This is a genomic window from Armatimonadota bacterium (assembly GCA_017993055.1).
Lineage (GTDB): Bacteria > Armatimonadota > UBA5829 > DTJY01 > DTJY01 > JAGONM01.
This window is the reverse complement of record JAGONM010000002.1, coordinates 149592-171882: the sequence shown is the minus strand read 5'-3', so window position 1 is coordinate 171882 and position 22291 is coordinate 149592. Positions and strand designations below refer to the sequence as shown.

Genomic DNA, 22291 nt, shown 5'->3' with positions numbered 1-22291 from the left:
AGAAAGGACCGATAAGTGTCCGACGACCAACGACGAGAACCGATGCGGACTCTCTGGGCGCCCTGGCGAATGGACTACATCGAGAAGGCGGACGATCTTCCCGGGTGCATATTCTGCGTGAAGCCCGCCGAGGCCAGGGATCGCGAGAACGGCATCCTGTATCGCGGCGAGACGGCGTTCGTCATGATGAACGCGTTCCCGTACAACACCGGCCACGCCATGGTCGCGCCTTACAGACACACCGCCGACCTGAACGAACTCAGCGACGAGGAGATGCTGGAGGTCAACCGCCTGGTAAGGTATGCTATAAACGCAGTCGGAACCGCTATGGGGCCGGACGGTTTCAACCTCGGCGTGAACCTCGGGCGCACTGCCGGCGCCGGGTTTGCGGATCACGTCCACTGGCACATCGTTCCCCGATGGAACGGAGACACCAACTTCATGCCGATAGTCGGCAACACAAAGGTACTGCCCGAGAGCATCGAGGCGACCTACGACAAACTCCTGCGCAGAATGGCCGAGTTGGGGGACCCATAGCATGACGGAAATCGAGGAGAGGCTGGAGGAAGTCAGACAGCAGGCGATCGTCTGCGAGTCCTGCGAGCTCTCGGAGACTCGCACGAACGTGGTCTTCGGAGAGGGCAATCCGAACACGCCGCTGGTGCTCGTCGGCGAGGGCCCCGGAGCAAACGAGGATGCTACGGGGAGGCCGTTCGTAGGACGCGCGGGGCAGCTTCTCGACGAGGTGCTGCGGGAGAACGGGATCACCAGAAAGCACGTCTATATCTGCAACGTCGTGAAGTGCAGGGCGAGTATCCGAGAGGGCGCCAGTGTGCGAAACCGTCCACCCCGCACGGAGGAAGTTACCGCCTGCCTCCCCTGGCTCCGACAGCAACTCGACATCATGAAGCCGCTCGTCATCCTGTGCCTCGGCGCGCCGGCCGCCAATGTGATAATTCACCGCGACTTCCGCATGACCAAGGAACGAGGCATCTGGTTCACCAGCACCTACGCCAGATACGCGATGGCGGCGCTTCACCCCGCGTACGTCCTTCGGCAGCACGGGGCCGAGTTCGAAACTGCGCGGCGACAGTTGTCGGACGACATCGCTTCGGCGCGTCGTAAGGTTATCGAACTGAAGAAGGAACCTAAGGCAGAGCCAAAGGCCGAGCCGCAGAACCTGACACTCTTCTAGAGAGATCACACCTCCATGCCGCTTAACCTCGCTATCACAGACAAGGACGCTCGACGGGTTGAGTTGCCGTGGGCCGATCCGGGCGATGTGTTTGCCGGGTTCGCCGGCCGGACCGGATCGGCGCTCCTCGAGAGCCAGCCCGGCTCCGGCGGGAGGCTCTCGGTGATTTGCGTCAGGCCGCACTCGGTGCTCGAGGGACGGAACGGCGCCGCGACTCTAACCTCTGGCAGCGGCAAGAAGTCGTATGATTCGATCCTCCAGGGACTCCGGTACGCTCTGCGGGAGGTTCCGCCCGGCACGACCGCCGTAGGGTATCTCGGGTACGAGGTTCACGACCACCTCAGAGACGACCCGATCCCCGCGCCTCCTCCGTCCGAGCCGCCGCTGCCCGACTGTTGGATCGGTTTCTACGAATCCGCTCTCGTCTTCGATCATGTGGAGCGGCGACTGACGCGGCACGGTTCGACCGATCCATTCGGACTGACGGACAGCCCCGGCCCGTTCCTCCGACGCGGATGGAGTTCCGGGAGGCCCGCATCCGGCTTCACCAGATCGGAGTACCGCGAGGCGGTCAGCAGGGTCAAGGCATACATCACCGCAGGCGACACGTACCAGGTGAACCTGTCGCAGAGGTACGCGATACCGACTGACGCACCGCCCTGGCAGACTTACCTTGCCCTGCGGGAGAGGAATCCCGCACCCTACGCGGCGTATCTGAACCTTGGAGGTGCGCAGATCGTCAGTTCCTCGCCCGAGTGTTTCCTGACGCTCGACGCGAACACCCGTCGGGTCGAAACGCGGCCCATCAAGGGCACGAGACCCAGGGGCACGACGAGCGGACTCGATCGGCGCCTGGCGGACGAACTGCTCGCCAGTGATAAGGACCGCGCCGAGAACGTGATGATCGTTGACCTGGAGCGAAACGACCTGGGCCGGATATGCGAGTTCGGGACGGTCGCTGTGCCCAACCTGTTCGCGCTGGAGAGCCATCCGACGGTGCACCATCTCGTGTCCACCATCACGGGCAGGCTCCGAGAGGACCGCGACCGGGTGGATCTGCTGGAGGCCTGCTTCCCGGGAGGCTCGATCACCGGCGCGCCGAAGATTCGCGCGATGGAGATCATCGCCGAACTGGAGCCGGTTCGCAGATACGTCTACTGCGGGGCGATCGGCTGCATGGATTGCGACGGCTCGATGAACTTGAGCATCGCGATCCGAACGGCAGTCTTCAAGGACGGTGTCTGCTATCTGCACGTAGGGGGCGGGATAGTGGCGGATTCCGACCCGGATATGGAATACGAGGAGACGCTCGACAAGGGGCGCGCCTTCTTCGAGGTACTGGGATGTCCGCAATGAGCAAGGACCTGGGAACGACCTGGGGCAGCGTTTACGTGGACGGCAGGCTGATGCCGGCGAGCGAGGGAATGGTCTCCGCCTGCAACCGAGGGCTGCTCTACGGCGACGGGATATTCGAGACAGTACGGGTCTACAACGGCATGCCGTTCATGCTGGACGCGCACATTGACCGCATGGCCGGCGGGTGTTCGGTAATCCGCATGACCCCGCCGGAAGCGGACGAGATTCGAGGAGCCGCGCGCCAGGTGCTGGACGCTAACGGGCTGACGGGCGATGCGTACCTGCGGATTACGGTTACGCGAGGAGCAACCGGGTTGATGTGGTATGACCTCGTCCACGACAAGCCCACGCTGATACTGCTGGCCAAGCCGTTTTCTCCACCGGACTTCGGCGATGGCTTGCGAATGACGGTATCGCCTTCGTTCCGCAGCGACGAGCGGAGTCCGCTCAGCCGGATCAAGCACACAGGAATACTCTGGAAGATCCTGCCGAGAAACGAAGCAAAGAGCCGGGGCTTCGATGATTCGCTGCTCCTGAATACTGCCGGGAACGTCTCCGAGGGAACTTCCGCAAACATCTTCTGGGCGAAGGACGACATGCTCTGCACTCCGTCGCTCGAATGCGGCATACTGCCGGGAGTCACGCGCGCGGTGATTGCCGACATCGCCCGAAAACATGGAATAACCGTCTCGGAGGGCGCGTTCCCGTTGGAAAACCTGCTCGCGGCGGATGAGGCATTCCTGACCAGTTCCACGGCGGAACTCTCGCCGATTCGTTCCATTGAGGACAAGGTCTTCGCCACGGGGGCGCCCGGGCCGACTACGATCAGACTGTCCGACCTGTACCGCGAACACGTGCGATCGCTGACTTCCGAGCCGCCGGCTTCCCGAGTCGGCAGGGCATGACATCATATAGAATATCACGGGGAGTATAGGAGATGGCAGACAGGAAACCGCTCGGTGAGATAATCGTGGATATGGGGTTCGCGTCCCGCGATCAGATAATCGAATGCCTGAACATGCAGACGGAGATACATCAGAAGGGGCTAGACAAGGTGCCGATCGGTTCACTCCTTATCAAGACCGGTTACCTGACGACCGGGCAACTCGAAAGGGCCCTCGAGAAACAGACCAGGAACCGGCTCCCCAGTTGACGCCAGTCAGACCCGCGGGCTGCAACTCTCGAGAGTCCGAAGCTTCCGTTGACAGTCTCTGGTCTACGGACTGATCCTCGAACGCATTTCCTTGAGAAGCGCGATGTCGCGCGCGTGGTCATCGTCTGTCTTCATCGGCGTCTCGATGATGATGGTCATCCCGGACATCGCCGGATGGCGCATCACGGCCTCGATCCCGACCATCCCGATCTCCCCCTGCCCTATGTTCGCATGACGGTCCGAGCGCGAGCCGAGGGCGCTCCGGCTGTCGTTGAGGTGCACGACCTTCAAGCGATCCAGCCCGACAAGACCGTCAAACTGGTCCAGGGTGCGCTCCACACCTTCGGAATCGGAGAGATCGAACCCGGCGCCCCACAGATGCGCGGTGTCCAGGCAGACCCCGAGACGATCGTCGAGCGGCGATAGTCCCTGCAGGATGGCGCGCAGGTCCTCGAACCTTCCCCCAAGAAGATCGCCCGCCCCGGCGGCGTTCTCGAGCAGCAGGACCGCCGGCGACTCGACTGATGAGAGGGCCTCTCGGACGGCATTCCGGACTCGCTCCAGGCCGAACTCCTCGCCGAGACCCCGATGGCTTCCGATATGCGTCACCACGAACTCCGCGCCCAGCACGTCCGCCCGAACCAGCGAGTCCGCGAGGGCATGCACTGACCTCCCGTGGATTTCGTCGTCGGGCGATGCGAGGTTGAGGAGATACTGCGTGTGGATCACCGCGGGACGCATAGCGCGCTCGGTCATCCCGGATCGGAACGCGGCCGCGATGTCCGACGGGATCGGACGCGTGTGCCAGGCGCTCGGATTCGCCGCGAAGACCTGGAGCGCCTCACATCCGATCTCGCCGGCACGTTCGACGGCTTCGTCGAGACCCTTTCCGGTGCGGACGTGCGCCCCGATTCTCATGCCCTTGGTTGGATTCGGCAGGGTTCTACTCGTCGTCAATCTCTTCGAGGCCGTCGGGCGCATAGCTGAACGCGTTGGTTTCCTCTCCCCGATAGACCGTCACGAGCATCTCCTCACGCTCGAAACTGGGAAGGTACGAGGACACCACATCGTCGTCAACCATAGCGAGAAGCTCTTCTTCCTCGGAGAGGGAGACGTCCACTTCGAAGATGAACGTGACGTGGATGGTGTAGTGCGCATAGTGCAGATGAAGCTGCCCGACGCGGCGCTCACCCTCCCAGATCACATATATCTCCGAGGCAACGGTGCGAACCACCCGGGACAGCTTGAAAGTATCGGACAACTGAATCGCTCCTTGACGGAAGTTCCCACGAGAAAACGTGACGAGGGTACGCTATGGATTATACGGCTTTGCGGTCATCTCCGCAAGGCTGTTCTCCCCGGTACGGCAGACTAACCAAGCCGCCGAAGCGGGGTGACGGTGCTCGGCCTTCCGTCTGATCAGCCTGGAAGGCCAGCGCTATGCGTTCCGTATCGCTCCCGCACGCCGACGACCTGCGCGACAAGCCCGGCCAGCATCACCACCAGCCCGATGAGAAAGACATACCGCATCTGCAGATCGTTGGCCTTGAAGAGCGATACCAGCGCCGCGCCCGCGAAGGGAGCAGTAGTTCCTCGGACACCCAGCCAGAAGGAGTGGAGCGCCTGATACTGCGATTCCTTTCCCTCATCCGCAAGCCTCAGGATGCTGTTGAAGTAGCTCAGGTCAATCCCCCCGGTGGTAATGCCTGCGATGACCGAGGCGGGCAGAAGCATCCATACGTTGTTCGACCAGAAGTAGATCAGCGGGATGAAGCAGATCAGCAGTACGTTGATCGTAACGGCCTTGAGCGGGCTCCGCAGGTCCACGTACTTGCCCCAGAACAAATAGGAGAGCATCCAGAAGACATTGGTGACATTGGAGAGGACGGCCACCTGGGTCGCCGTGATGCGGAGGCGATCCACCTGATACACGGGAAAGAGCGGCGCGATCAACAGATGGCCGAACCCGAAGATGAAGATCGAGATGGCGAACCAGCGGTAGTTGATGTCGTCGCGCAGTATGAGCATCGTGGACCGCAGGAACTGCCACGTAGGGGTCTTTCTGTTATCCGGATGGCTTGGATCAACATCGGCGGTCCTAATGGTGCTGAAGGCGATGGAGGATCCCACGCCGATCAGTCCCGCGATCGGGAATATGTACCTGAAGTTGTCGCCCGACAGTAGAGGTCCGACCAGCAACGTCGAGAAGAAGGTCATCATCGCCATGCCCACGCGTATGTAAGCCATGATCTGCCCGCGCTGTTCGTCCGGGTAGATCTCCTTCATCACGGCGGCATAGGCGGGGGTGGCTACCGTGGCGACGATCTGGATCACGGATACTATCAGCGCGAATCTGAGCGGAGTGGTCGCAAAGAGCATGAGGAAGAACAGGGCCCGCGCAACGCCGCCGGACCAGACGACGAACGGCTGTTTCTTCCGGCCCTCCATGGCATTGGCGTAGAAGAGCGCGAACATATTGCCGATAAACGGCGCCGCAGTCATAAGCGCGATGAGCGAAACGCTCGCGTGGAGCTTGTCTCTTGCGATGAAGCCTATGAACGGGAAGATGGCTCCGGTGTAGAAACCCACCAGCATGCCGCCGACGGAATCCCTCTTGTATGCGTCTCGAGCGTCGGCCCGCACCGCCTTCGCGAAGAACAACGTCTCAAATCCTTTCAGGAGAGGGACAAGGGAAGAGGGGCAAGGGTACAGAACCAGAGGGCGCCGGTCAGATGCCGCCCCTGCTCCATCCGCTTGCCCCTTACGTTGCATGCCTCATCGGTCGGAGCTAGATGTCGCCGAAGTGCACCTGTCTGGCGCTCTCGATACCGTCCATCTCCTGAATCTGCCGGATCACATCCTCCGACATGACGCCGTCAACGTTGAGCACCATCACGGCGTGCTTGCCGATACCCTCTCGTCCGACGTGCATGCCGCCGATGTTGACGCCCCGGCCGCCGAGAAGCGTACCCACGCGCCCGATGATGCCCGGCTTGTCTATGTGCGTGGTGACAAGCATCGCGCCGCTGGGAACGATATCAATGGAGTGGCCGTCGAGGTGGACGATCCGGATGTCCTTCTTGCCGAAGAGCGTTCCGGCGATCGTGAGAGCGCTCTTGCCGACCTTGGCCTTCACCGAGAGCAGGCTGTTGTAGTCCTCGCAGTCTTTCGTCTTGCTCTCCGTCACGCGGATTCCTCTCGACTCGGCGATCACGGGGGCGTTCACCATGTTGACCTGCTCCGTGAGAATCGGTTGGAAGAGGCCCTTGAGCACCGCGCGGCCGACGGGACCTGTCTCCAGAGAGGAAAGCTCGCCGCAGTACGAGATCTCGATTCCCTCGACCGGGCCGTCCGCCAACTGGGTGAGCATGGCGCCGATCCGCTCGCCGAGTGTGAGGTACGGACTGACCGCCGCCATGACTTCGGCGCTGAGGGCGGGCATATTGACCGCGCTGCGGGCCGGCTTGCCGTTCAGAACGTCCACGATCTGCTCGGAAATGTCTATCGCGACGTTCACCTGCGCCTCCTCGGTGGAAGCGCCGAGGTGCGGGGTCGTGACCGCGTGATCGAGGCTCAGCAGCGGGTTGTCCGCCTCAGGCGGCTCGGAGGAATAAACGTCGAACGCAATGCCCGCGACCTTGCCGGACTTGACGGCGTCGGCGAGCGCGGCCTCGTCAATGATCCCGCCGCGGGCGACGTTGACGATCCGCACGCCGTCTTTCATCATGGCGATCTGCTCGGCGTTGATCGAACCCTTGGTGTCCTTGTTCGCCGGGACGTGAAGAGTGATATAGTCGCTCTGCTTCAGCAGGTCCTCGAAGCCGACGAGTTCTATGCCGAGTCTGCCAGCGTATTCCTCGGAGACGAATGGGTCGCAGCCGATGACGTTCATCTCGAAGCTCTTTGCCCTCTTGGCGACCTCGGAGCCGATCTTGCCGAGGCCGAAGACGCCGAGGGTCTTGCCGTAGAGCTCGACGCCGATGAGCGCCTTGCGCGCGGCCTTCCACTCGCCCGCCCGAAGCATCTCATGCCCCTGGGGTACGTTCCTGGACATGGAGAGCATCATCGCCATCGTCAGTTCGGCGGCGGCGATGGTGTTGCCGGCCGGAGAGTTGACGACTATGATGCCCTTCTCCGTCGCGACCGGCACGTCAATGTTGTCTACTCCGACCCCGGCCCGGCCGATGATCTTCAGGTTCTTCGCGGCCTCCAGGACATCGGCTGTGACCTTCGTCTCACTTCTGACCGCGAGAGCATCATACTCACCGATACACGCGATGAGCTGGTCCTTCTCCATCCCGGTCTTGACGTCAACGTCGAAGTGTTTCTGAAGGATTTCGATTCCTTCCTTCGCTATCGGATCGCTAACCAGTACCTTCGGCATAGTCACCCGTCCTTCCGCTGTAAGATCGTGATGCACCGCAAGTCGAAAACGAAGTGCGTGCCTGAATCATACACCAGGCACGCACCCATGTCAACGGTTTCGGGAGGCATGTTGTGATTTTTTTCACAAAGTTTCGTGGGCGCGGGAACGGCCGGAGAGCGCTTAGCCGATGGACGTGATGGGCCGCATTGACGCGTTGAAACCGGAGCAGAACGGCCACGTAGCACTTGCCAACTCACACAAATGCGCGATAATGGCAAGCGTAAGCCACGCTCGACAAGCTTGCTGTCGATCCTTGGAAAGGAGCGCCGACGATGCAGAAGTTCACGCTGGTTCTGATCTTGGCTTCCATCATGGCGATGGGCCTCGCAGGCTCGTCCGATGCCGTGCAGCTTCGACAAGGGTGGTATGCGACTTTTGACTTCGTAACCTTGTATACCTCTGTGTGGAACGGTGACCATGAGGAGGAATGGCTGACCGGTTGGTATCCGACGAGTGCGCTCGTGTCGACCGGGCCAGTACGTGTGGAGGAATCCTATCCGGTATATGGTTTCGGACGCAGAGTTCAGATTGCGGAAAACGTCGACGTTGGCCCCGGAGTTCTCTTCGAGGATTCTGGGGCTTTCGCCTTCAGTGCACCCTACTACCAGCAGGTGCGGTTCAGCTGTGAAACGTCGTATGATGCCGGCAGAATGCAAGTGCAGATATGGCGTACAAGGACGGGGGGGCCGGCCGAGCTACTCTGGAGCCAGACGCAATCCGGTCATGCGCTGGGTCCAGGTCAGATCAATGTACCGGGGAACCTTCTGCCTGGTGACGGTATTGCCTTCCGTGTCACGGCTGTGCCGGAACGCCCTGGACTGATCAGTCTGTTGTTCATGACTAGCATCTTAGCCGTCGGAGTGGCAAGAAGGAACAGGTCATGCAGAGAATAACGATATGCCTAGCCAGCGCATTCCTTATTGCGCTGTGCTCTACTGCCTCCTCGGGTCTTGCGCCGCACAATATAGCAGTAATCGTCAACACGAACCCAAATCTCAACGCTGATCCCGAAGACCTGATAACGATGTCTCAGGCGGTAGGCTATTACTATAGTGCCCAGAGAGGTATTCCGGTAGGCAATATTATCGAAGTCTACTCGGACAAAGAGGAATATGTCCCGGCTGCAACATATCAGGCGCTCGCAGCCCAGATCCGCGCGAAGCTCGTGACCCAATTGGGCGTGGACCCGGACGATCCTGCCAGTGACCCGATCCAGGCGCTGGTTCTGTGCTACGGCGTACCGTTCAAGATCAATGCGCCCGTTCAGGATGATCAGAAATCGGTGGACTCATTCCTTACCCTGCTGTTCAACGAGGACCCGGACCTGGGCCCGTTGACCTTCGCAGGCGCCACAAATCCCTATCTTGGCAAGGACATTGACTTCGCATCCTTCCGGGCTTCCCCGGACAACAGCATCCCCTGCGGCGACGATACCTACAAGATGCGCTACCTTGTCTGCCGTCTGGATGGATATGGCGACGACCCGGCCTGAATACCGGTAGATTTACCTGTTTTCGCCGGCTATCGTTGACGGCAAGCAAGCCGTCAGCTATAATAAAATAGCTTCACCCGGTATTTCCGGCAGCCTCATCGCCGGGAGCGTTTTTCAACACAGTCGAATCCTGGAGAGGAGCGCCGACGATGAAGAAGTTCGCGCTTGTCCTGATTTTGGTTTTCACGATGGCCATCGGCCTCGCACCCTCATCCCACGCCGTGCAGCTCGAGGAGGGGTGGTATGCTGAGTTTGCCTATGTGTGGTTGATGGGATCAGCATACCCAGACCAATACTGGGAGTCTCCGTGGTATGCAACCAGTGCGATCGGCCAGTTCGGCCCGGTAACAGTCGCGGAGAGGTATTCACGAGGGCGAACCGTGACAATAGCTGAAACCTCTGACGTCGCGAGTGGAACTTTGTTCGAGGATTGGGGCACGTACTCATCTTCCGGTCCTTACTATGATAGCATAGACCTGGGCTGGGCAACGAACTATGATGCCCAGAAACTCCAGCTCAGGATCTATACACACCGGCCGGGGCGATCGAACGACGAACTGCTGTGGAGTCAGCTACAATCCGGAGCAGTAGTTGGTGGCGGACCAATATGGCTGAGCTCAACTATTCAACCGGGCGATGACCTTGTGTTTCGGCTTGTTGCCATCCCGGAACCGTCAGGACTTCTGGCTCTCGCATCCGGAGTGCTGATAGCCGCCGGCGTCATCAGAAGGAGGACGCCGCGATGAGACGCTTGCCCAACGCGATTGTTGTGCTCGCAGTGCTGCTGGCTCTCTCATGTTCCCTGGAAGCTGGCATCGCTCCGCACAACGTAGCAGTGATAGTGAACACGGACTCCTTTCTGGGCGGTAAGTCCACTGCTGTTGGTGAATACTACTGCGCGCAGGCAGGCATACCATCGTCGAATCTGATCCGTGTCCAGACTGCGAGGGTCGAGAGTGCAACCCCCTCCGAGTACGCCGAGCTTGCTGAGGATATTCGGAACGCCCTCGTCAACCAGATCGGTGTGGACCCGGAGGATCCGGCGAACGACCCGATCCAGTGCCTGGTGATGTGCTACGGCATACCGTTCAAGATCAATGCGCCCGTTCAGGATGATCAGAAATCGGTGGACTCATTCCTTACCCTGCTGTTCAACGAGGACCCGGACCTGGGCCCGTTGACCTTCGCAGGCGCCACAAATCCCTATCTTGGCAAGGACATTGACTTCGCATCCTTCCGGGCTTCCCCGGACAACAGCATCCCCTGCGGCGAGGATACCTACAAGATGCGCTACCTTGTCTGCCGTCTGGATGGATACACAGACCCGCTGGTGACCGTCACAGGCTACGATGGGCAGATTCCTCAGGACGTGATGGACATGATCGACCGGGCACACGACTCGGCTGGTCAGCGAGGCAGGTTTGTTCACGACTTGCCGTGGACCTGCGATTACCTGCCCGTTGACCACTCGGGCACCGACTGCTCGTGGCTTGATCCCATCCTGGAACCGGATCTCATCATCCATGACTGCGACGCGAGCACGTGCTATGTCAAGACCTTCGCGGATCAACTCGGCGTCATGGCGTACAGCAGCTACGGCATGCATGATACCGACATTCTGGAGAGTACCGAGTGGGGTCGTCCCTATTTCAACTGGAAACCGGGCGCGATATCGGTGATCCAGGAATCATACGGAGGTTCGAGCCTGCGGACCGGCTTGTTCGCATTCTGGGACGATGATAACGTCGAGACCCTGAACACGCCTGTGCTGCGGGTAGACGCGGGGATATACCTGTTTGGCGGCGTGCGCCACGTCGTCCCGCTCCCGAGCTACCGAGTCGGCATATTCGACAAGCACGACGACAGTCCGCTCCGCTGGATGCGCAACGGGCAGTTGTGCGACGTGGAGACGCACGTACCGGCTGGCGGAGTGGCCGAGATAGACCTGAGCGACCAAACGATAGAGTGGCCACAACAGAGCGAAGGTTTCCGGGTACGCGTGTTCTTCCCTACTGACGACAATGGATATCATGATAACGAACCGCTGCTGCGGTATTTCGACTGCGTAGGATCTCGGGACCTGCACATCCTCATGTCGCAGGGCCAGGGTTTGAGGCTGCCGCTGCTGCTCGGCAGACAGAAAGCATCGGAGTATATCCGCGGCGGTTGCACCGGCATTACCGCGGCGGTCTCCGAGCCCGGTGGCGGTTACGTGGATGGCGCGACGACGCTTGCTAGATATGCCAAGGGGTATTCCTGGGCTGAGTCGGCATACATGGCAACAAACCGCCTGGCGTACAAGGCTCTGATAATTGGTGACCCGCTTATGTCGCCCTTCGCTGACTATCTATCTGTCATTACTATGCAACCGACACCCAATGAAGGAGATACCGTCAAGGGCATAGTCCCGCTGGCGATCTCGGTCACACCCGACCTCGGCAGCATTGTCCGCGTTGAGGTTTGCGTCACGGACAGTGCGACGAGCACGCGGAGGCTCATAGGTACCGACACCATCGCGCCTTACGAGGCACGGTGGAACTCCCCCGAGTTGTCGGATGGCAATCCGGTCTATCCCGATGGCGGTTACACCATCGAGGTTGTGGTCTATCAGGATGAACGAGCCGGCGGCAGCGCCAGGATTTCCAAGTCTGTTACGCTCGACAATACCAGCCTGCCGTCGGTCTTGATCACCGCGCCTGACGCTGAGTACGCTATCGTATCCGAGTCAACGCCGGTTCAGGCGCAGCCTGACTGCTTGCCGCCGAAGGTCGAGTTCTGGTTGTTGGGACAGGGCAGTCCGATACTGGCAGGGACCGCGACCATCGCTCCATATCAGTGCGCCATAGCACCCTCGGTAGCCGACAACGGTGCATATGAGCTCCAGGCGGCTGCATACTATTACAGTGAGCACTCCATCTCGTTCAGTCCGCCCCGCAAGGTAGTGTTGGCGAACAACGCACTCGGCATCACCTCGGTTTCTCCGCTGTCCGATGCACTCGACGGCACTGATGTGTTTCTCGTAGGCGTCCCCGTGACATCGGGGACGTCACCTGCAAATGACGGTGGGTTCTATGTGCAGGACTACGATCGCGCCTCGGGGATTATGGTGCAGGCATCGAAGTCGGTATCCAGAGGTAGGGAGGTCGCTATCGGGGGCGTTCTGCACACAGTTGGCGGCGAACGGTATATCGAGGCAACGTATCCGATATGGGATATGGGGCCCGCAGAGATGCCCCGTGCACTCGCGATGGCGACTAGATCGATCGGCGGAATCTCGCCGGAGGGCATCACGGGTGTCTCTTCGGCGAACGGCGTGTACAACACAGGCTTGCTGGTCACGGCGTGCGGTCGGATAACGTGCGATGACTCCGGCTATGCCTATGTTGACGACGGGTGCAGCCTCGTAGATGCCAGTGGCGTCTATGAGCCGATACAGGTTCCTCTCGATGGAGCGCCGATCCCGCAGGCACCGAATCAGGCCAGGGGGCTTCGTGTATACTGCCCGGGTCTGGCTTCCGCACCGGGTGTTGGTGATTATGCGATCGTTACCGGCGTCAGCAGCCTGTATGAGGTCAACGAGGGCTCTTGCCCGATGCTCAGGGTGGAGGACGCTTCGGGTATCGTACTCCGTCGCCAGTACCCCAGAGCGTACGGCGCTTCCACGAGGCTCGTGTGGCCCGACAATTCCGATGTGCCTGTCGGCGCGGCCGTGCGCCTAGTGAATCAGTGCGTCGAGTACACGTCAGCCAGTGAGGTCTGGGTATCTGAGACAGATCCGGCTCACATGTATGCCTGCACTTCCATGGCAGCAACCACCGCCCTGGTGGTCGGCGACTACATCACTGTACTCAGCGACTTTGCCGGTCAGAACCAGTACGGATGGGCTCAGGTAACTCCTACGGCAATCTACCTGACATACAGGTCACAAGCATCAGGGCAGTCCCAGAGTTTCGAACTTCTAGCTCTCGATGATGTATACGTGACTTCGCCGGCTGATTCCCAGCGGGCTCTCTGGAGCGAAATCGACACTGTGCTGTCAAGACCCGTCGGCTCCACCGTCGAGCTGAACGGGGTGATGGTTGTCTCGGTATCTGACGACGGTATGACCTGGGGACTCAAGGATATCGGCGAGCCACTTCCTGAGCAGCCACGGCTAGTACTGCGACTCGACCAGCCGATCCAACGGCTCACGGCACGGTCGTTCGAGATAGACGTGCACGGTGCTACACGCACCACTCTACCCGACGGTCGGTCCGCGATCATCAGCCCTTCAGAAATTCTACTGTACACCGATGCGTCGGGGAAACCTTGCCCTCCAGTGCTGATACAGCGAGGGGTATCCGATATGTCCGACGACTGGCCGTGGAAGCGACGCGTAGCCCCGTAGATTCAGTCGGTGGGCGGTTCACTCGCAGGTATCGCCCAGGCGCATCTCCGGGGCTGAGCGGCGGATGTAAAACGGGACGAGCGAGAAAGGATCGCTCGCCTCCCCGGCCTCGATCTTCTCGACTGCGAGCCTTCCGACCGTAGAGGCCTTGGGGTACGAGAGCCACTCAGGCGCGGCGATAACCCGGCCGCCGAGAGCTTCCGTCAAGGCGGGAAGGTTGGCTCTGAGGGCATCGCCGCAGAAGATGATGGAGCTGCTACCCTCACCCCGGCCCTCTCCCTTCGAGGGAGAGGTGGTGGTGCTGGAAGACCCCTTTCCGCTTGCAGGTAAGGGGGCGGTCCGGGCCATGCTCACGACGTCCTCGATCGGACCTGCCTCGTACCCGGTGAGGCGGTGCACCGCGATGAGGCCGGTGCGGTAGAAGGAGTAGTAGACCTCGCCCTTGCGGACCTTGATGAGCGGGCAGACGAGCGCGCCGGGCAGGTAGTCGAACTGGCGGGCGAGGAGGTCGAGGGTGACGATCCCCGCGATAGGGATGCCGAGGGTCTGCGCGAGCGTCTTCGCAGTGACGACGCCGATCCGAAGCCCGGTGAATGACCCCGGCCCGAGCGAAACACCCACGGCCTGCAGGTCGCTCATCGCCAGCTTGCAGTCCTTCATCAGGTTGACGACGTTTGGCATCAGCCGCTGGGAGAGATCCATGTGGTGCGCGAAGTCGTACTCCCCGAGGATCTCCGCGCCGTCGGTGATCGCGATGCTGCTTATGTCAGTCGTAGTTTCGAGCGAGAGGCAGATCATGAACTCACTGCGATTATAGGCTTACCCGGATGCACAGTCAACATTGCCAATCCACCTCGCGGGTGATAGAATGCGTGCGGACTGCATGTATTGGGCATGATGGGCCTGACGCCGATGAACCTATAAGCAGAGGAGTAACTGCCGTGAAACTGCCCGTGTTCAGCAGGCTGGTTCTTGTCGCTCTCATCTTTTGGATGCCGGTGATGTGCGCCGGTGCGTTCGACTTCTCCAAGCTCGACGATCGCGTTGACCTCGTTCTGGACGGCACCTCGATGGGCGATGCGGCATGGGCGATCGGGCGCGCGGCCGGCGTCAGCATCGCGGCGCCGATCGAGCCGACCGGCCTCATCGCCTCATGGACCCGGGAGACCCTGCGCGAGGTCCTCAACGCTCTCGCCAAGATCAGCGGCCTGAGCTGGTATATAGAGGACACCGTGATCGTGTTCAAACGACCCGTCAAGCTTGAGAATGTCGCCACCCCGCCGAAGGAGAAGCTCACTCCGGAACAAGGAATGACCGCACTGCTCGCGTCGCTGAGCGAGATGCAGCTTTTCTACGTCTCTCGAGGAGCACCTCTTTCCTACGCGGACATGACTCCCGACCAGCAGCAGACTGTGACCGCGATCTTAGCACCGTTTGCCGACGATGTATCCGTTCCGAAGCCCGAGCAGACCGCGGTGTTCTTCCGCGTGATGCCCTACCTGAACATCCCGGCGACCGAAGGCGGCGACGGCCAGGCGCTCCCCCTCGATTCCACGCCGTACGCGAAACTGGCAGCCGAGAGGGAGGTGATTCAGAATGCCGAGTGAGAACGTCGCCAATCAGGCGCATCGTGTGCTGCCGGCGGTGCTGACGGTCCTGGTCGCGCTGGCATCCCTTCCCTCGAATGCGGACCGCAAGGCCGAACTCGACTGGCGGTCCGACCCCATGATGATCAGTCTGGTCACCGTATCCGGAAGGTCCATCTCCCTGCGCGAGATCTGCGCCCAGCTCGACCGGCAGACGTCCGCCGAGTTCAACGTTGACCGGCGGTTCGCCGAGTCCGCCATTTCGATACAGGCCTCCGCAGCACGCCTAGAGACTGTGATGACCTGCGTCGAGGAGGTCACGGGCCTGCAGTGGCGGCTTGTGGACGACATCTTCTTCCTGACGAAGGACGCACGGGGGACGGCGGTCGCCAGATGGGAGGAACGCTATGGCGAGGCCCGGAAGACCGAGATCGCCAGGACCGTGAAGACCGCTGTCAGCGAGTGGCTCTACGACACGATGCCGTTCCCTCCGAGCTTCGATCCCGAGTGGGAGTTGACCCCACTTCAGCGCGAGCAGATCGCCTATGACGGCGCGCTGACTGTCGCTACCATGACTCGTTCCCAACTCGAATGGCTCAACTCTGCGCTGCTCTCGAAGGGTTTCAAGCCGCGCGAGACGTGGATTCCAAGCAACCTGCTAGTGACGCAAGCGCCCCGCCTCGGAATCAGCATGACCGCGGCTATGGTGATTGACTCGCCGAGCGGCAGGTTCATGGTCGAGTCGCCGCTCACCGCGGTCCCGACCGAGCCCGACGACGACCTAACAACCACGGAAATGGGACCTAGAACCGTCACCGTAAACGTAGGCGAACCCACCAAGGAGGCATCGCTACCCGATCACCTGTACGGCATCTGGCTCACTGACGAGAAGCCGGGCGACCTGACCGCGCTGTTCGAGACTGCAAAGGAACGCAACTTCGAGAACGTTTTCGTGCCGGTCATCCGGCGCGGCCAGGCCATCTATCCCAGCAGGGTCCTCACGATCGGAGAGCCCGGATCCGGGGACGAAGACCGTCTGGCGGCGTTGATCCGCAGAGCAGACGAACACGGCATGAAGGTTCACGCCGTCGTGGACGCGACGCTCTGGGGCGATGCATCGCATCCCCCGCCGCCGCCCGCCAGATTCCGCGCGTCGGAGGACCGAAACCTGCTCGACCGAACGTACGCGGAGCAGTCGAAATGGCAGCAGTCGGCATCGGCCGAACTGGGTCCGAGCAACACGGCACCAGAATCGCCGGAGACGGAGGTATACCTTTGTCCGGCATCGTCTCAGACCGCGAGACTGCTTCGGTCAGTAGTGCGGGAGATCGCCTCGAAGTACGACATCTCGGGAGTATGCCTCGACCGGGTCGAGTACCCGAGGAGCGGGCCGTTCGTTGTGAACGGACGCGACATGTCCGTGCCCTTCGGCTACACCGTCGAGGTTCGCAAGGAGATGATCCGCGCGCACCAGGTGGACCCCATTGACGTGGATTCCGAGGGCGCGAGGTCGCCGGAGGACCTCGAGGCGCAGGCGATCTGGGACCGATTCCGCAGAGGAAAGCTGACAGGGTTGATCGGCGAAACGGGCACGGCGCTCAAGGCCATCAAACCGGATGCGGTATTCTCGGTGACGCTCGACTTCGATTCCGACGCTCAGTCGCCGGGACGCTGGGCGCAACTCCCAGGAGTCGGCGCAGTCCTGCCCGAGGTGCGGTTGGGCGCTACGGACCTGGGGCACGTTGCCGAACACCCGGACGTACAGTCGGTGAATGCGCTCTACGCGGCGGCATCCAAGTACGCTGCAGTCGTGCCGCTACTGCGAGATGGCGGCGACATGGCCCGGCTATTGGAACTCATACCGGTGATCAGCCCGCAACAACCCGAGAGAGGATGGATCTTCTACGGAGGTTCGTCGGAACTGGTGAAGACGCTAGAGGCCTTCATGAGTCCCTGACGACGAAGACCGAGCAGGTCGCCTATGCTCGCCCGAAACGTCTGCGGAGATACTGCCACGACACGAGGGCCAAGATCAGCACGAGGACGATGGCGACCGCACGCGGCGTCTCCTCCAGATAGAGGATCGAAAGGATTGCGCCCGTGCCGACCGCGAGCGCGAATATCAGGACTACCAGGAACTCTGTTATCTTGTCCACTTGCATCGGTGGTTCAGGGTGAAGCGTCGGCAACTCCGTCTGCGGGTGAGCCGCTACCCATAGTGCCGGTATGTCGCCCCTTCGCCCGAATCGTCACTTCCTGCTCAACGCGCGGAGGCGCTTCAAGGTGTCCTCCAGCTTATCGAGCTGCTGACCGTATCCTGCCCAGTCACCCTTCCGCTGAAGCTCCTTCGCCCGCTGGTATTCAGCGAACGCTTGCTCTGAGAGCCTGCCCGCATCGGTAGCCGGAGCGGCGGAAGGGGCGCCCGTAGCCGGGGCGGCGGGGCTGCTCGCCGGCTCGGATCGGCCGACTTCCCCTCCGAAGATGCGCGCCAGGGACGCGTCGAGAGTATCCTCCATCGCTATGCGGTCGCCGTACGCGACGATCACACGCCTCAGTTCGGGGATCTTGCTCGTATCCGACTCCAGGTACAGCGGCTCGACGTAGATGAGCGACTTCTCAATCGGGATCACCAGCAGGTTGCCGCGGTTGACTCGCGATCCCTGCTGATTCCACAGGTTCAACTGAGGCGAGATCGCCGGATCCTGGTTGATGCGCGCCTCGATCTGCGCCGGCCCCGATATCCACTTCTCCTTGGGGAAGTGATAGAGAATCATCCGGCCGTAGTCGTCGGGGCCGCATTTCGCCGCCATCCATGCAATCATGTTGTCTTTGTTCGCGGGAGTGAAGGGGAGCATCATCAGAAACTCCTCCTTCTTCTCACCGGGCAATCTGGTAACGACGTAGTAAGGCTCCACCGGCTGCTGTCCCCCACCCGTCTCGACGATCTCGTTCGGTATGTCCCACCGGTCGTTCTTGGCGTAGAACTCCCTTGGATCCTGCATGTGGTAGGTGAGCAGAACGTTCGACTGCGCCAGGAAGAGCTGTTCCGGGTACCGCACGTGCTGCCGCAGATCGGCCGGCATCGAGTCGAGAGGCCTGAACACGCCCGGAAAGATGCGGGCGTATGTCTTCAGCAACGGATCGTCCGCGTCGGCGGTGTAGAAATCTACTGTGCCATGATAGGCGTCCACGACGATCTTGACCGCATTGCGCATATAGTTGACAGGGTAGTTGCCTACTTGATGCGGCCGCGAGTAAGGGTATCTGCTCGAGACGGTATACGCGTCAATCATCCAGTACATCCGGCCGCCCGATATTACGAGGTACGGATCCGGGTCGTACATCAGGAAAGGAAAGATCGTCCTAACGCGCTCGGTGATCTCCCGGCGAAACATGATCCGGCTGTCCTTGGTGAGCGGGTTCGGCAAGATCATGTTGATGTCGGAGAATCGGGTAGAGAAAGCAAGCTTCTTGATGTACGAATCGAGTCGGATGCCGCCGTTGCCGGAATAGTTCGTGTATTTGGGATCGCCGGAGTGCGGATAGTCGAACTCCGCCTGCTTCGTGTTCGAGATGACGTAGTCGTAAGTTCTCTCGCCGAAGTAGATCTGAGGCACTTCAATGCTGATGCCGACGGGCGAGGTCGGAGGTATGCCACTGATGAAGAAGTCGGGAAGGCCCTCCCCGGCGACGCGGTTCACGGGGCTCATGACCGCCCCATAGCCGTGGGTGAACTGCAGGCGTTGATTCTGCCAGGTCGGCTCCGTAACCTTGTTCAACTGCTCGGATGAGAGTTCGCGCGCGGCCAGAGTGACCTGCCGGATCTCTCCGTTGATAGTGTAGCGGTCCACGTCAACGTTGGCGATATCGTATGCCTGCCACAACTCCTGAAGCTGGCCGTAGGTTCTGTTCAGCGGCCTGTAGTCCCAGAGCCGGATGCTGTTGATGGTGGCACGGTTGTTTTCGATGTCCTTCGCGGTCAGGTTGGTGAGCGCCGCAAAATCCTTCGACTCTATCCTGTTCAGATCAAAGGCCTTGCGAGTCGCCTGGATGCTGTGTTTGATATACGGCGACTCCAGCCTGATCTCATCCGGCTTGACCTTGGCAAACTGCACGCCGGCCGGGTATAGCGCACCCATAATGAGAGACCCGCCGACCAGCATCACCAGCGCGGCCGCCGGGAGCATTATGCCTCGGCGGAAGATGTTAATGAGCGCCAGAATCGCGGCCATAACGGCGATGACGATCAACACGTTGTAGGCCGGCAGACGCGCATGGATGTCTGTGTAACCGGCGCCAAAGACGACTCCGCTCGGCGAGTACAGCAGGTTGTATGCGTCGAGCCTGTACCCCCACGCCTTGACGAGCAGCGCTGCGGCGAAGAGCAGGGAGAGGTGGGCCTTGACGTGCGGCGCGAAGGTCGGCATCCCGGCGAGAATCTCTATCGCCCGGTCGAGGTAGTGGACCGCCGCGGTTGCGAGCGCGGTCACAACGACGGTGAACATCAGCCACCCGTAGGCGTACCTGAGGAAGCCGAGTTGAAACACGTAGAAGCCGACGTTACGGCCGAAGATCGGATCGGTATCCAGGAACTTCGTTCCGTTGGCGTACATCTGCCAACTCATCCAGTGAGAGGAGGCTTCAAGGCCGACCAGTACGCTTGCGGCGAGGGCCGCGCCGAAGATCAGAAACGTGAGCCCCTTCCGAGCTATCCTGCCAAACCGGGCGCGGAGGACGTTTCCGTCGTAGTGCTCGAGCACGGGCGGCGCGAGTTTCCGCGCGAGCCAGAGGTTGGTGAACATAATGAGGAAGAAGACGGCGCCCGCGATGAATCCCATCGCCAGCTTTGTCTTGATCGCCGTCCAGAACACCGTCCGGTAGACGACTTCGCCAAACCAGAGCCAGTCGGTGTAGAACCGGGCGATAGAGCCTCCAAAGACGAGGAGCAGAAGAGCGACAACGCCGACGATCGGCCAGAGGCTGCGTTTCATGGTGGGACTCCTTGCCAAACAGAACCCCTCGATCAGAGGCTGCACAATGCTAGCACAGGGCTAATACCGTGTCAAACGCGATACGGGGGACGACCGAAACTCGGCAGTCCCCCGCATCCGAAGACTCACGTGGCACACGGATTATTCGGTCCCGTGCTCCAGGGCGTGAATCAGCCGCTCTAGCCTCTCCCTGCACTGGGACTCCGCTTCTCTGCGGCTGGCCCCCGTGACATCCACTTGCTCATCACCCGGAAGTACGCCATCGTAGATGCGGCCGCGTGCAATCCAGCCGCCCTCCGGCGTCTTCGAGAGCCTGATGTCAACCGGGGTCCCTGCAATGGTCATCGGTGACAATCGCTACACCTCCTCTTTGAGTTGTACGATCCCACTCGGCGATTCGCCAGTCAGACGCCGAGCTTGGCTAACGTCATTATACTATACTTCGGCCGCGGGAACAATACCTGCTTTTCTTGGGGGGCGAACTGCAGAGGACTGGTGAGCCCGGTGCGACTCGAACGCACGACCCACGCCTTAAAAGGGCGTTGCTCTACCGGCTGAGCTACGGGCCCACAGATACGGAATTGTATCACATCCGCATCCAGGATTCAACCGTCGTGTTCATGGCGAACCACGCCGGAGAACCCTCCCGACCCGCCTTAGCTAGTCGGTCGCCGCGGCCAGTTTCTCGTAGGCTGCGGCCTGATCGTCGAATATGTCGAAGGCGCGTTCAAGACCGGTAACTTGAAGCGCACGCTTCACGGGATGCTCTTCCGGAAGTACCAGACCGAGACTCCCAGCCTTGGCGGACAGCGCGATCAGAATGCCGATCAGAGCCGCCAAGCCGACGTGGTCAATCTCGGTTACAGCACCCAAGTCGATGAGAAAGTCGTCCCCGATCGAGAAGCCCTTCTGATCGAAAACCACCTCGGACATCTCCCGAAGCTGCCCAACCGTGTGCTCGTCAAGGCTTCCGGCCAGTCTGGCGGTGTGGATGCCGCGGTTGTTGCCGAGATCGCCGACGATCCACCGGCCTTCCCTGATTCCGTTGATCTCAAGCATGACAGCATGACCTCCCAGGCACACTCCGCAAAGCGCATGAAGCATCTTGTCGGTAGATCATGCCCTTCCAAAATACCTTCTACGCGCGATCGCTCTCTTCCTGCCCCGACACGCTGTCATGCTTCCGTTTGAGCATCAGCCAGTTTTCGTCCCCGGTGTGGACAAGTACATAGTCGCCCGAGAGCCGCTCCCCGCGCAGGACAAACACGAGCTTCTTCTCGTCCCTCTCCTCAAGATCGTACGTGCCTGTATCCCAGATCATCACGGATCCCGCGCCGTACTGGCCCTCTTCTATCTCGCCCTCGAAGTCGATGTACGCCACGGGGTGGTCCTCCGTCTGCACGGCCAGTCGCCGCACGCCTGACTCCTCAGGAGGGCCTTTGGGAACGGCCCAGCTCTTCAGCACGCCGTCCATCTCAAGCCGGAAATCCCAGTGCAGCCTGGACGCATGGTGCTCCTGCACCACAAAACGGCGCAGGCCGGTATCCCGAACCTCCGGCACGGGTTCAGGCGTCTTGTCGAACTGACGCTTCTCCGTATACTCTTTCAGGAAACCCTTTTCGGACATCATATGGCCTCCGCTACCCATGGCACTCATTACTCCGATTGCCCCGTAACAACCTTCAATCCCGTATTTCTGCGGGTA

Annotated in this window: 21 protein-coding genes and 1 tRNA gene; 11 read left to right on the top strand and 11 right to left on the bottom strand. The window is 60.7% G+C overall.

Features of this window, described 5'->3' with window-relative positions; genetic code table 11:
* Window positions 1-42 precede the first annotated feature (42 nt).
* From KBC96_01640 to KBC96_01620, 5 genes are read left to right on the top strand one after another with little or no spacing between them, the layout of a single operon-like run.
* Window positions 43-537, top strand: coding sequence for an HIT domain-containing protein (locus KBC96_01640; protein MBP6963085.1), 495 nt, complete (start codon window positions 43-45; stop codon window positions 535-537).
* Between the two features lies 1 nt (window position 538).
* Entirely contained in the window at window positions 539-1195 is a 657-nt protein-coding gene (locus KBC96_01635; GenBank protein MBP6963084.1) for a uracil-DNA glycosylase, read from the top strand.
* A 15-nt stretch (window positions 1196-1210) separates the two neighbouring features.
* A complete protein-coding gene (pabB, locus tag KBC96_01630; protein MBP6963083.1) occupies window positions 1211-2551 on the top strand; it encodes an aminodeoxychorismate synthase component I in 1341 nt (446 codons plus the stop codon).
* A complete protein-coding gene (locus KBC96_01625) occupies window positions 2548-3456 on the top strand; it encodes an aminotransferase class IV family protein (protein MBP6963082.1) in 909 nt (302 codons plus the stop codon). Before pabB ends, KBC96_01625 begins: the two co-directional genes overlap by 4 nt.
* Before the next feature lie 32 nt (window positions 3457-3488).
* On the top strand, window positions 3489-3704 hold the full coding sequence (locus KBC96_01620) for a hypothetical protein (GenBank protein ID MBP6963081.1): 216 nt from the start codon (window positions 3489-3491) through the stop codon (window positions 3702-3704).
* Between the two features lie 63 nt (window positions 3705-3767).
* On the opposite strand, the gene KBC96_01615 is transcribed toward KBC96_01620, so the two are convergent.
* The 4 genes from KBC96_01615 to KBC96_01600 all read right to left on the bottom strand — a co-directional run bounded on the left by KBC96_01615 (window position 3768) and on the right by KBC96_01600 (window position 8088).
* Window positions 3768-4661: a deoxyribonuclease IV gene (locus KBC96_01615; GenBank protein ID MBP6963080.1), complete on the bottom strand. Its 894-nt coding sequence runs from the start codon at window positions 4659-4661 to the stop codon at window positions 3768-3770.
* Window positions 4648-4965 carry a hypothetical protein gene (locus KBC96_01610; protein MBP6963079.1) on the bottom strand — a complete coding sequence of 106 codons (318 nt, stop codon included), beginning with the start codon at window positions 4963-4965 and terminating at the stop codon, window positions 4648-4650. The genes KBC96_01615 and KBC96_01610 overlap by 14 nt, the downstream gene beginning before the upstream one ends.
* Window positions 4966-5123: 158 nt before the next feature.
* Complete coding sequence (locus KBC96_01605) at window positions 5124-6365, bottom strand: MFS transporter (GenBank protein MBP6963078.1); 1242 nt, start codon at window positions 6363-6365, stop codon at window positions 5124-5126.
* A gap of 127 nt (window positions 6366-6492) precedes the next feature.
* Entirely contained in the window at window positions 6493-8088 is a 1596-nt protein-coding gene (locus tag KBC96_01600; protein MBP6963077.1) for a phosphoglycerate dehydrogenase, read from the bottom strand.
* A 314-nt stretch (window positions 8089-8402) separates the two neighbouring features.
* Here KBC96_01600 and KBC96_01595 point away from each other — a divergent pair, with 314 nt between their 5' ends.
* From KBC96_01595 to KBC96_01580, 4 genes are all read left to right on the top strand, one after another.
* A complete protein-coding gene (locus KBC96_01595) occupies window positions 8403-9023 on the top strand; it encodes a hypothetical protein (protein ID MBP6963076.1) in 621 nt (206 codons plus the stop codon).
* A complete protein-coding gene (locus KBC96_01590) occupies window positions 9011-9622 on the top strand; it encodes a hypothetical protein (protein MBP6963075.1) in 612 nt (203 codons plus the stop codon). Before KBC96_01595 ends, KBC96_01590 begins: the two co-directional genes overlap by 13 nt.
* Window positions 9623-9771: 149 nt before the next feature.
* Complete coding sequence (locus KBC96_01585) at window positions 9772-10368, top strand: hypothetical protein (GenBank protein MBP6963074.1); 597 nt, start codon at window positions 9772-9774, stop codon at window positions 10366-10368.
* Entirely contained in the window at window positions 10365-14009 is a 3645-nt protein-coding gene (locus KBC96_01580) for a hypothetical protein (protein MBP6963073.1), read from the top strand. Before KBC96_01585 ends, KBC96_01580 begins: the two co-directional genes overlap by 4 nt.
* Window positions 14010-14027: 18 nt before the next feature.
* Here KBC96_01580 and tsaB read toward each other — a convergent pair whose 3' ends face one another.
* Window positions 14028-14807, bottom strand: coding sequence for a tRNA (adenosine(37)-N6)-threonylcarbamoyltransferase complex dimerization subunit type 1 TsaB (gene tsaB, locus KBC96_01575; GenBank protein ID MBP6963072.1), 780 nt, complete (start codon window positions 14805-14807; stop codon window positions 14028-14030).
* A 143-nt stretch (window positions 14808-14950) separates the two neighbouring features.
* On the opposite strand from tsaB, the gene KBC96_01570 reads away from it, so the two are divergent.
* A complete protein-coding gene (locus KBC96_01570) occupies window positions 14951-15616 on the top strand; it encodes a hypothetical protein (protein MBP6963071.1) in 666 nt (221 codons plus the stop codon).
* A complete protein-coding gene (locus tag KBC96_01565; GenBank protein MBP6963070.1) occupies window positions 15606-17552 on the top strand; it encodes a family 10 glycosylhydrolase in 1947 nt (648 codons plus the stop codon). Before KBC96_01570 ends, KBC96_01565 begins: the two co-directional genes overlap by 11 nt.
* Before the next feature lie 22 nt (window positions 17553-17574).
* Here the strand turns inward: KBC96_01565 and KBC96_01560 are convergent, their stop codons facing one another.
* The 6 genes from KBC96_01560 to KBC96_01535 form a co-directional block, all read right to left on the bottom strand.
* The gene (locus KBC96_01560) at window positions 17575-17751 is read right to left on the bottom strand and encodes a hypothetical protein (protein ID MBP6963069.1); all 177 of its coding nucleotides are present in this window, start codon (window positions 17749-17751) and stop codon (window positions 17575-17577) included.
* A gap of 93 nt (window positions 17752-17844) precedes the next feature.
* Window positions 17845-20586 (bottom strand): UPF0182 family protein, encoded by a 2742-nt coding sequence (locus KBC96_01555; protein MBP6963068.1) that lies wholly within the window; start codon window positions 20584-20586, stop codon window positions 17845-17847.
* A 141-nt stretch (window positions 20587-20727) separates the two neighbouring features.
* Entirely contained in the window at window positions 20728-20940 is a 213-nt protein-coding gene (locus KBC96_01550) for a hypothetical protein (protein MBP6963067.1), read from the bottom strand.
* A gap of 139 nt (window positions 20941-21079) precedes the next feature.
* Window positions 21080-21155: transfer RNA gene (locus tag KBC96_01545), tRNA-Lys, on the bottom strand.
* A 91-nt stretch (window positions 21156-21246) separates the two neighbouring features.
* Window positions 21247-21645 (bottom strand): STAS domain-containing protein, encoded by a 399-nt coding sequence (locus KBC96_01540; protein ID MBP6963066.1) that lies wholly within the window; start codon window positions 21643-21645, stop codon window positions 21247-21249.
* 79 nt (window positions 21646-21724) lie between these two features.
* Window positions 21725-22213, bottom strand: a complete 489-nt coding sequence (locus KBC96_01535; GenBank protein ID MBP6963065.1) for a 3'-phosphoesterase — start codon at window positions 22211-22213, stop codon at window positions 21725-21727.
* Window positions 22214-22291: the final 78 nt, after the last annotated feature.

Coding starts and splice junctions, on each gene's coding strand:
- KBC96_01540 (MBP6963066.1), bottom strand. CDS start 21,645: ATGCTTGAGATCAACGGAATCAGGGAAGGCCGGTGGATCGTCGGCGAT.
- KBC96_01565 (MBP6963070.1), top strand. CDS start 15,606: ATGCCGAGTGAGAACGTCGCCAATCAGGCGCATCGTGTGCTGCCGGCG.
- tsaB (MBP6963072.1), bottom strand. CDS start 14,807: ATGATCTGCCTCTCGCTCGAAACTACGACTGACATAAGCAGCATCGCG.
- KBC96_01620 (MBP6963081.1), top strand. CDS start 3,489: ATGGCAGACAGGAAACCGCTCGGTGAGATAATCGTGGATATGGGGTTC.
- KBC96_01580 (MBP6963073.1), top strand. CDS start 10,365: ATGAGACGCTTGCCCAACGCGATTGTTGTGCTCGCAGTGCTGCTGGCT.
- KBC96_01535 (MBP6963065.1), bottom strand. CDS start 22,213: ATGTCCGAAAAGGGTTTCCTGAAAGAGTATACGGAGAAGCGTCAGTTC.
- KBC96_01600 (MBP6963077.1), bottom strand. CDS start 8,088: ATGCCGAAGGTACTGGTTAGCGATCCGATAGCGAAGGAAGGAATCGAA.
- KBC96_01595 (MBP6963076.1), top strand. CDS start 8,403: ATGCAGAAGTTCACGCTGGTTCTGATCTTGGCTTCCATCATGGCGATG.
- KBC96_01590 (MBP6963075.1), top strand. CDS start 9,011: ATGCAGAGAATAACGATATGCCTAGCCAGCGCATTCCTTATTGCGCTG.
- KBC96_01625 (MBP6963082.1), top strand. CDS start 2,548: ATGAGCAAGGACCTGGGAACGACCTGGGGCAGCGTTTACGTGGACGGC.
- pabB (MBP6963083.1), top strand. CDS start 1,211: ATGCCGCTTAACCTCGCTATCACAGACAAGGACGCTCGACGGGTTGAG.
- KBC96_01640 (MBP6963085.1), top strand. CDS start 43: ATGCGGACTCTCTGGGCGCCCTGGCGAATGGACTACATCGAGAAGGCG.
- KBC96_01635 (MBP6963084.1), top strand. CDS start 539: ATGACGGAAATCGAGGAGAGGCTGGAGGAAGTCAGACAGCAGGCGATC.
- KBC96_01585 (MBP6963074.1), top strand. CDS start 9,772: ATGAAGAAGTTCGCGCTTGTCCTGATTTTGGTTTTCACGATGGCCATC.
- KBC96_01555 (MBP6963068.1), bottom strand. CDS start 20,586: ATGAAACGCAGCCTCTGGCCGATCGTCGGCGTTGTCGCTCTTCTGCTC.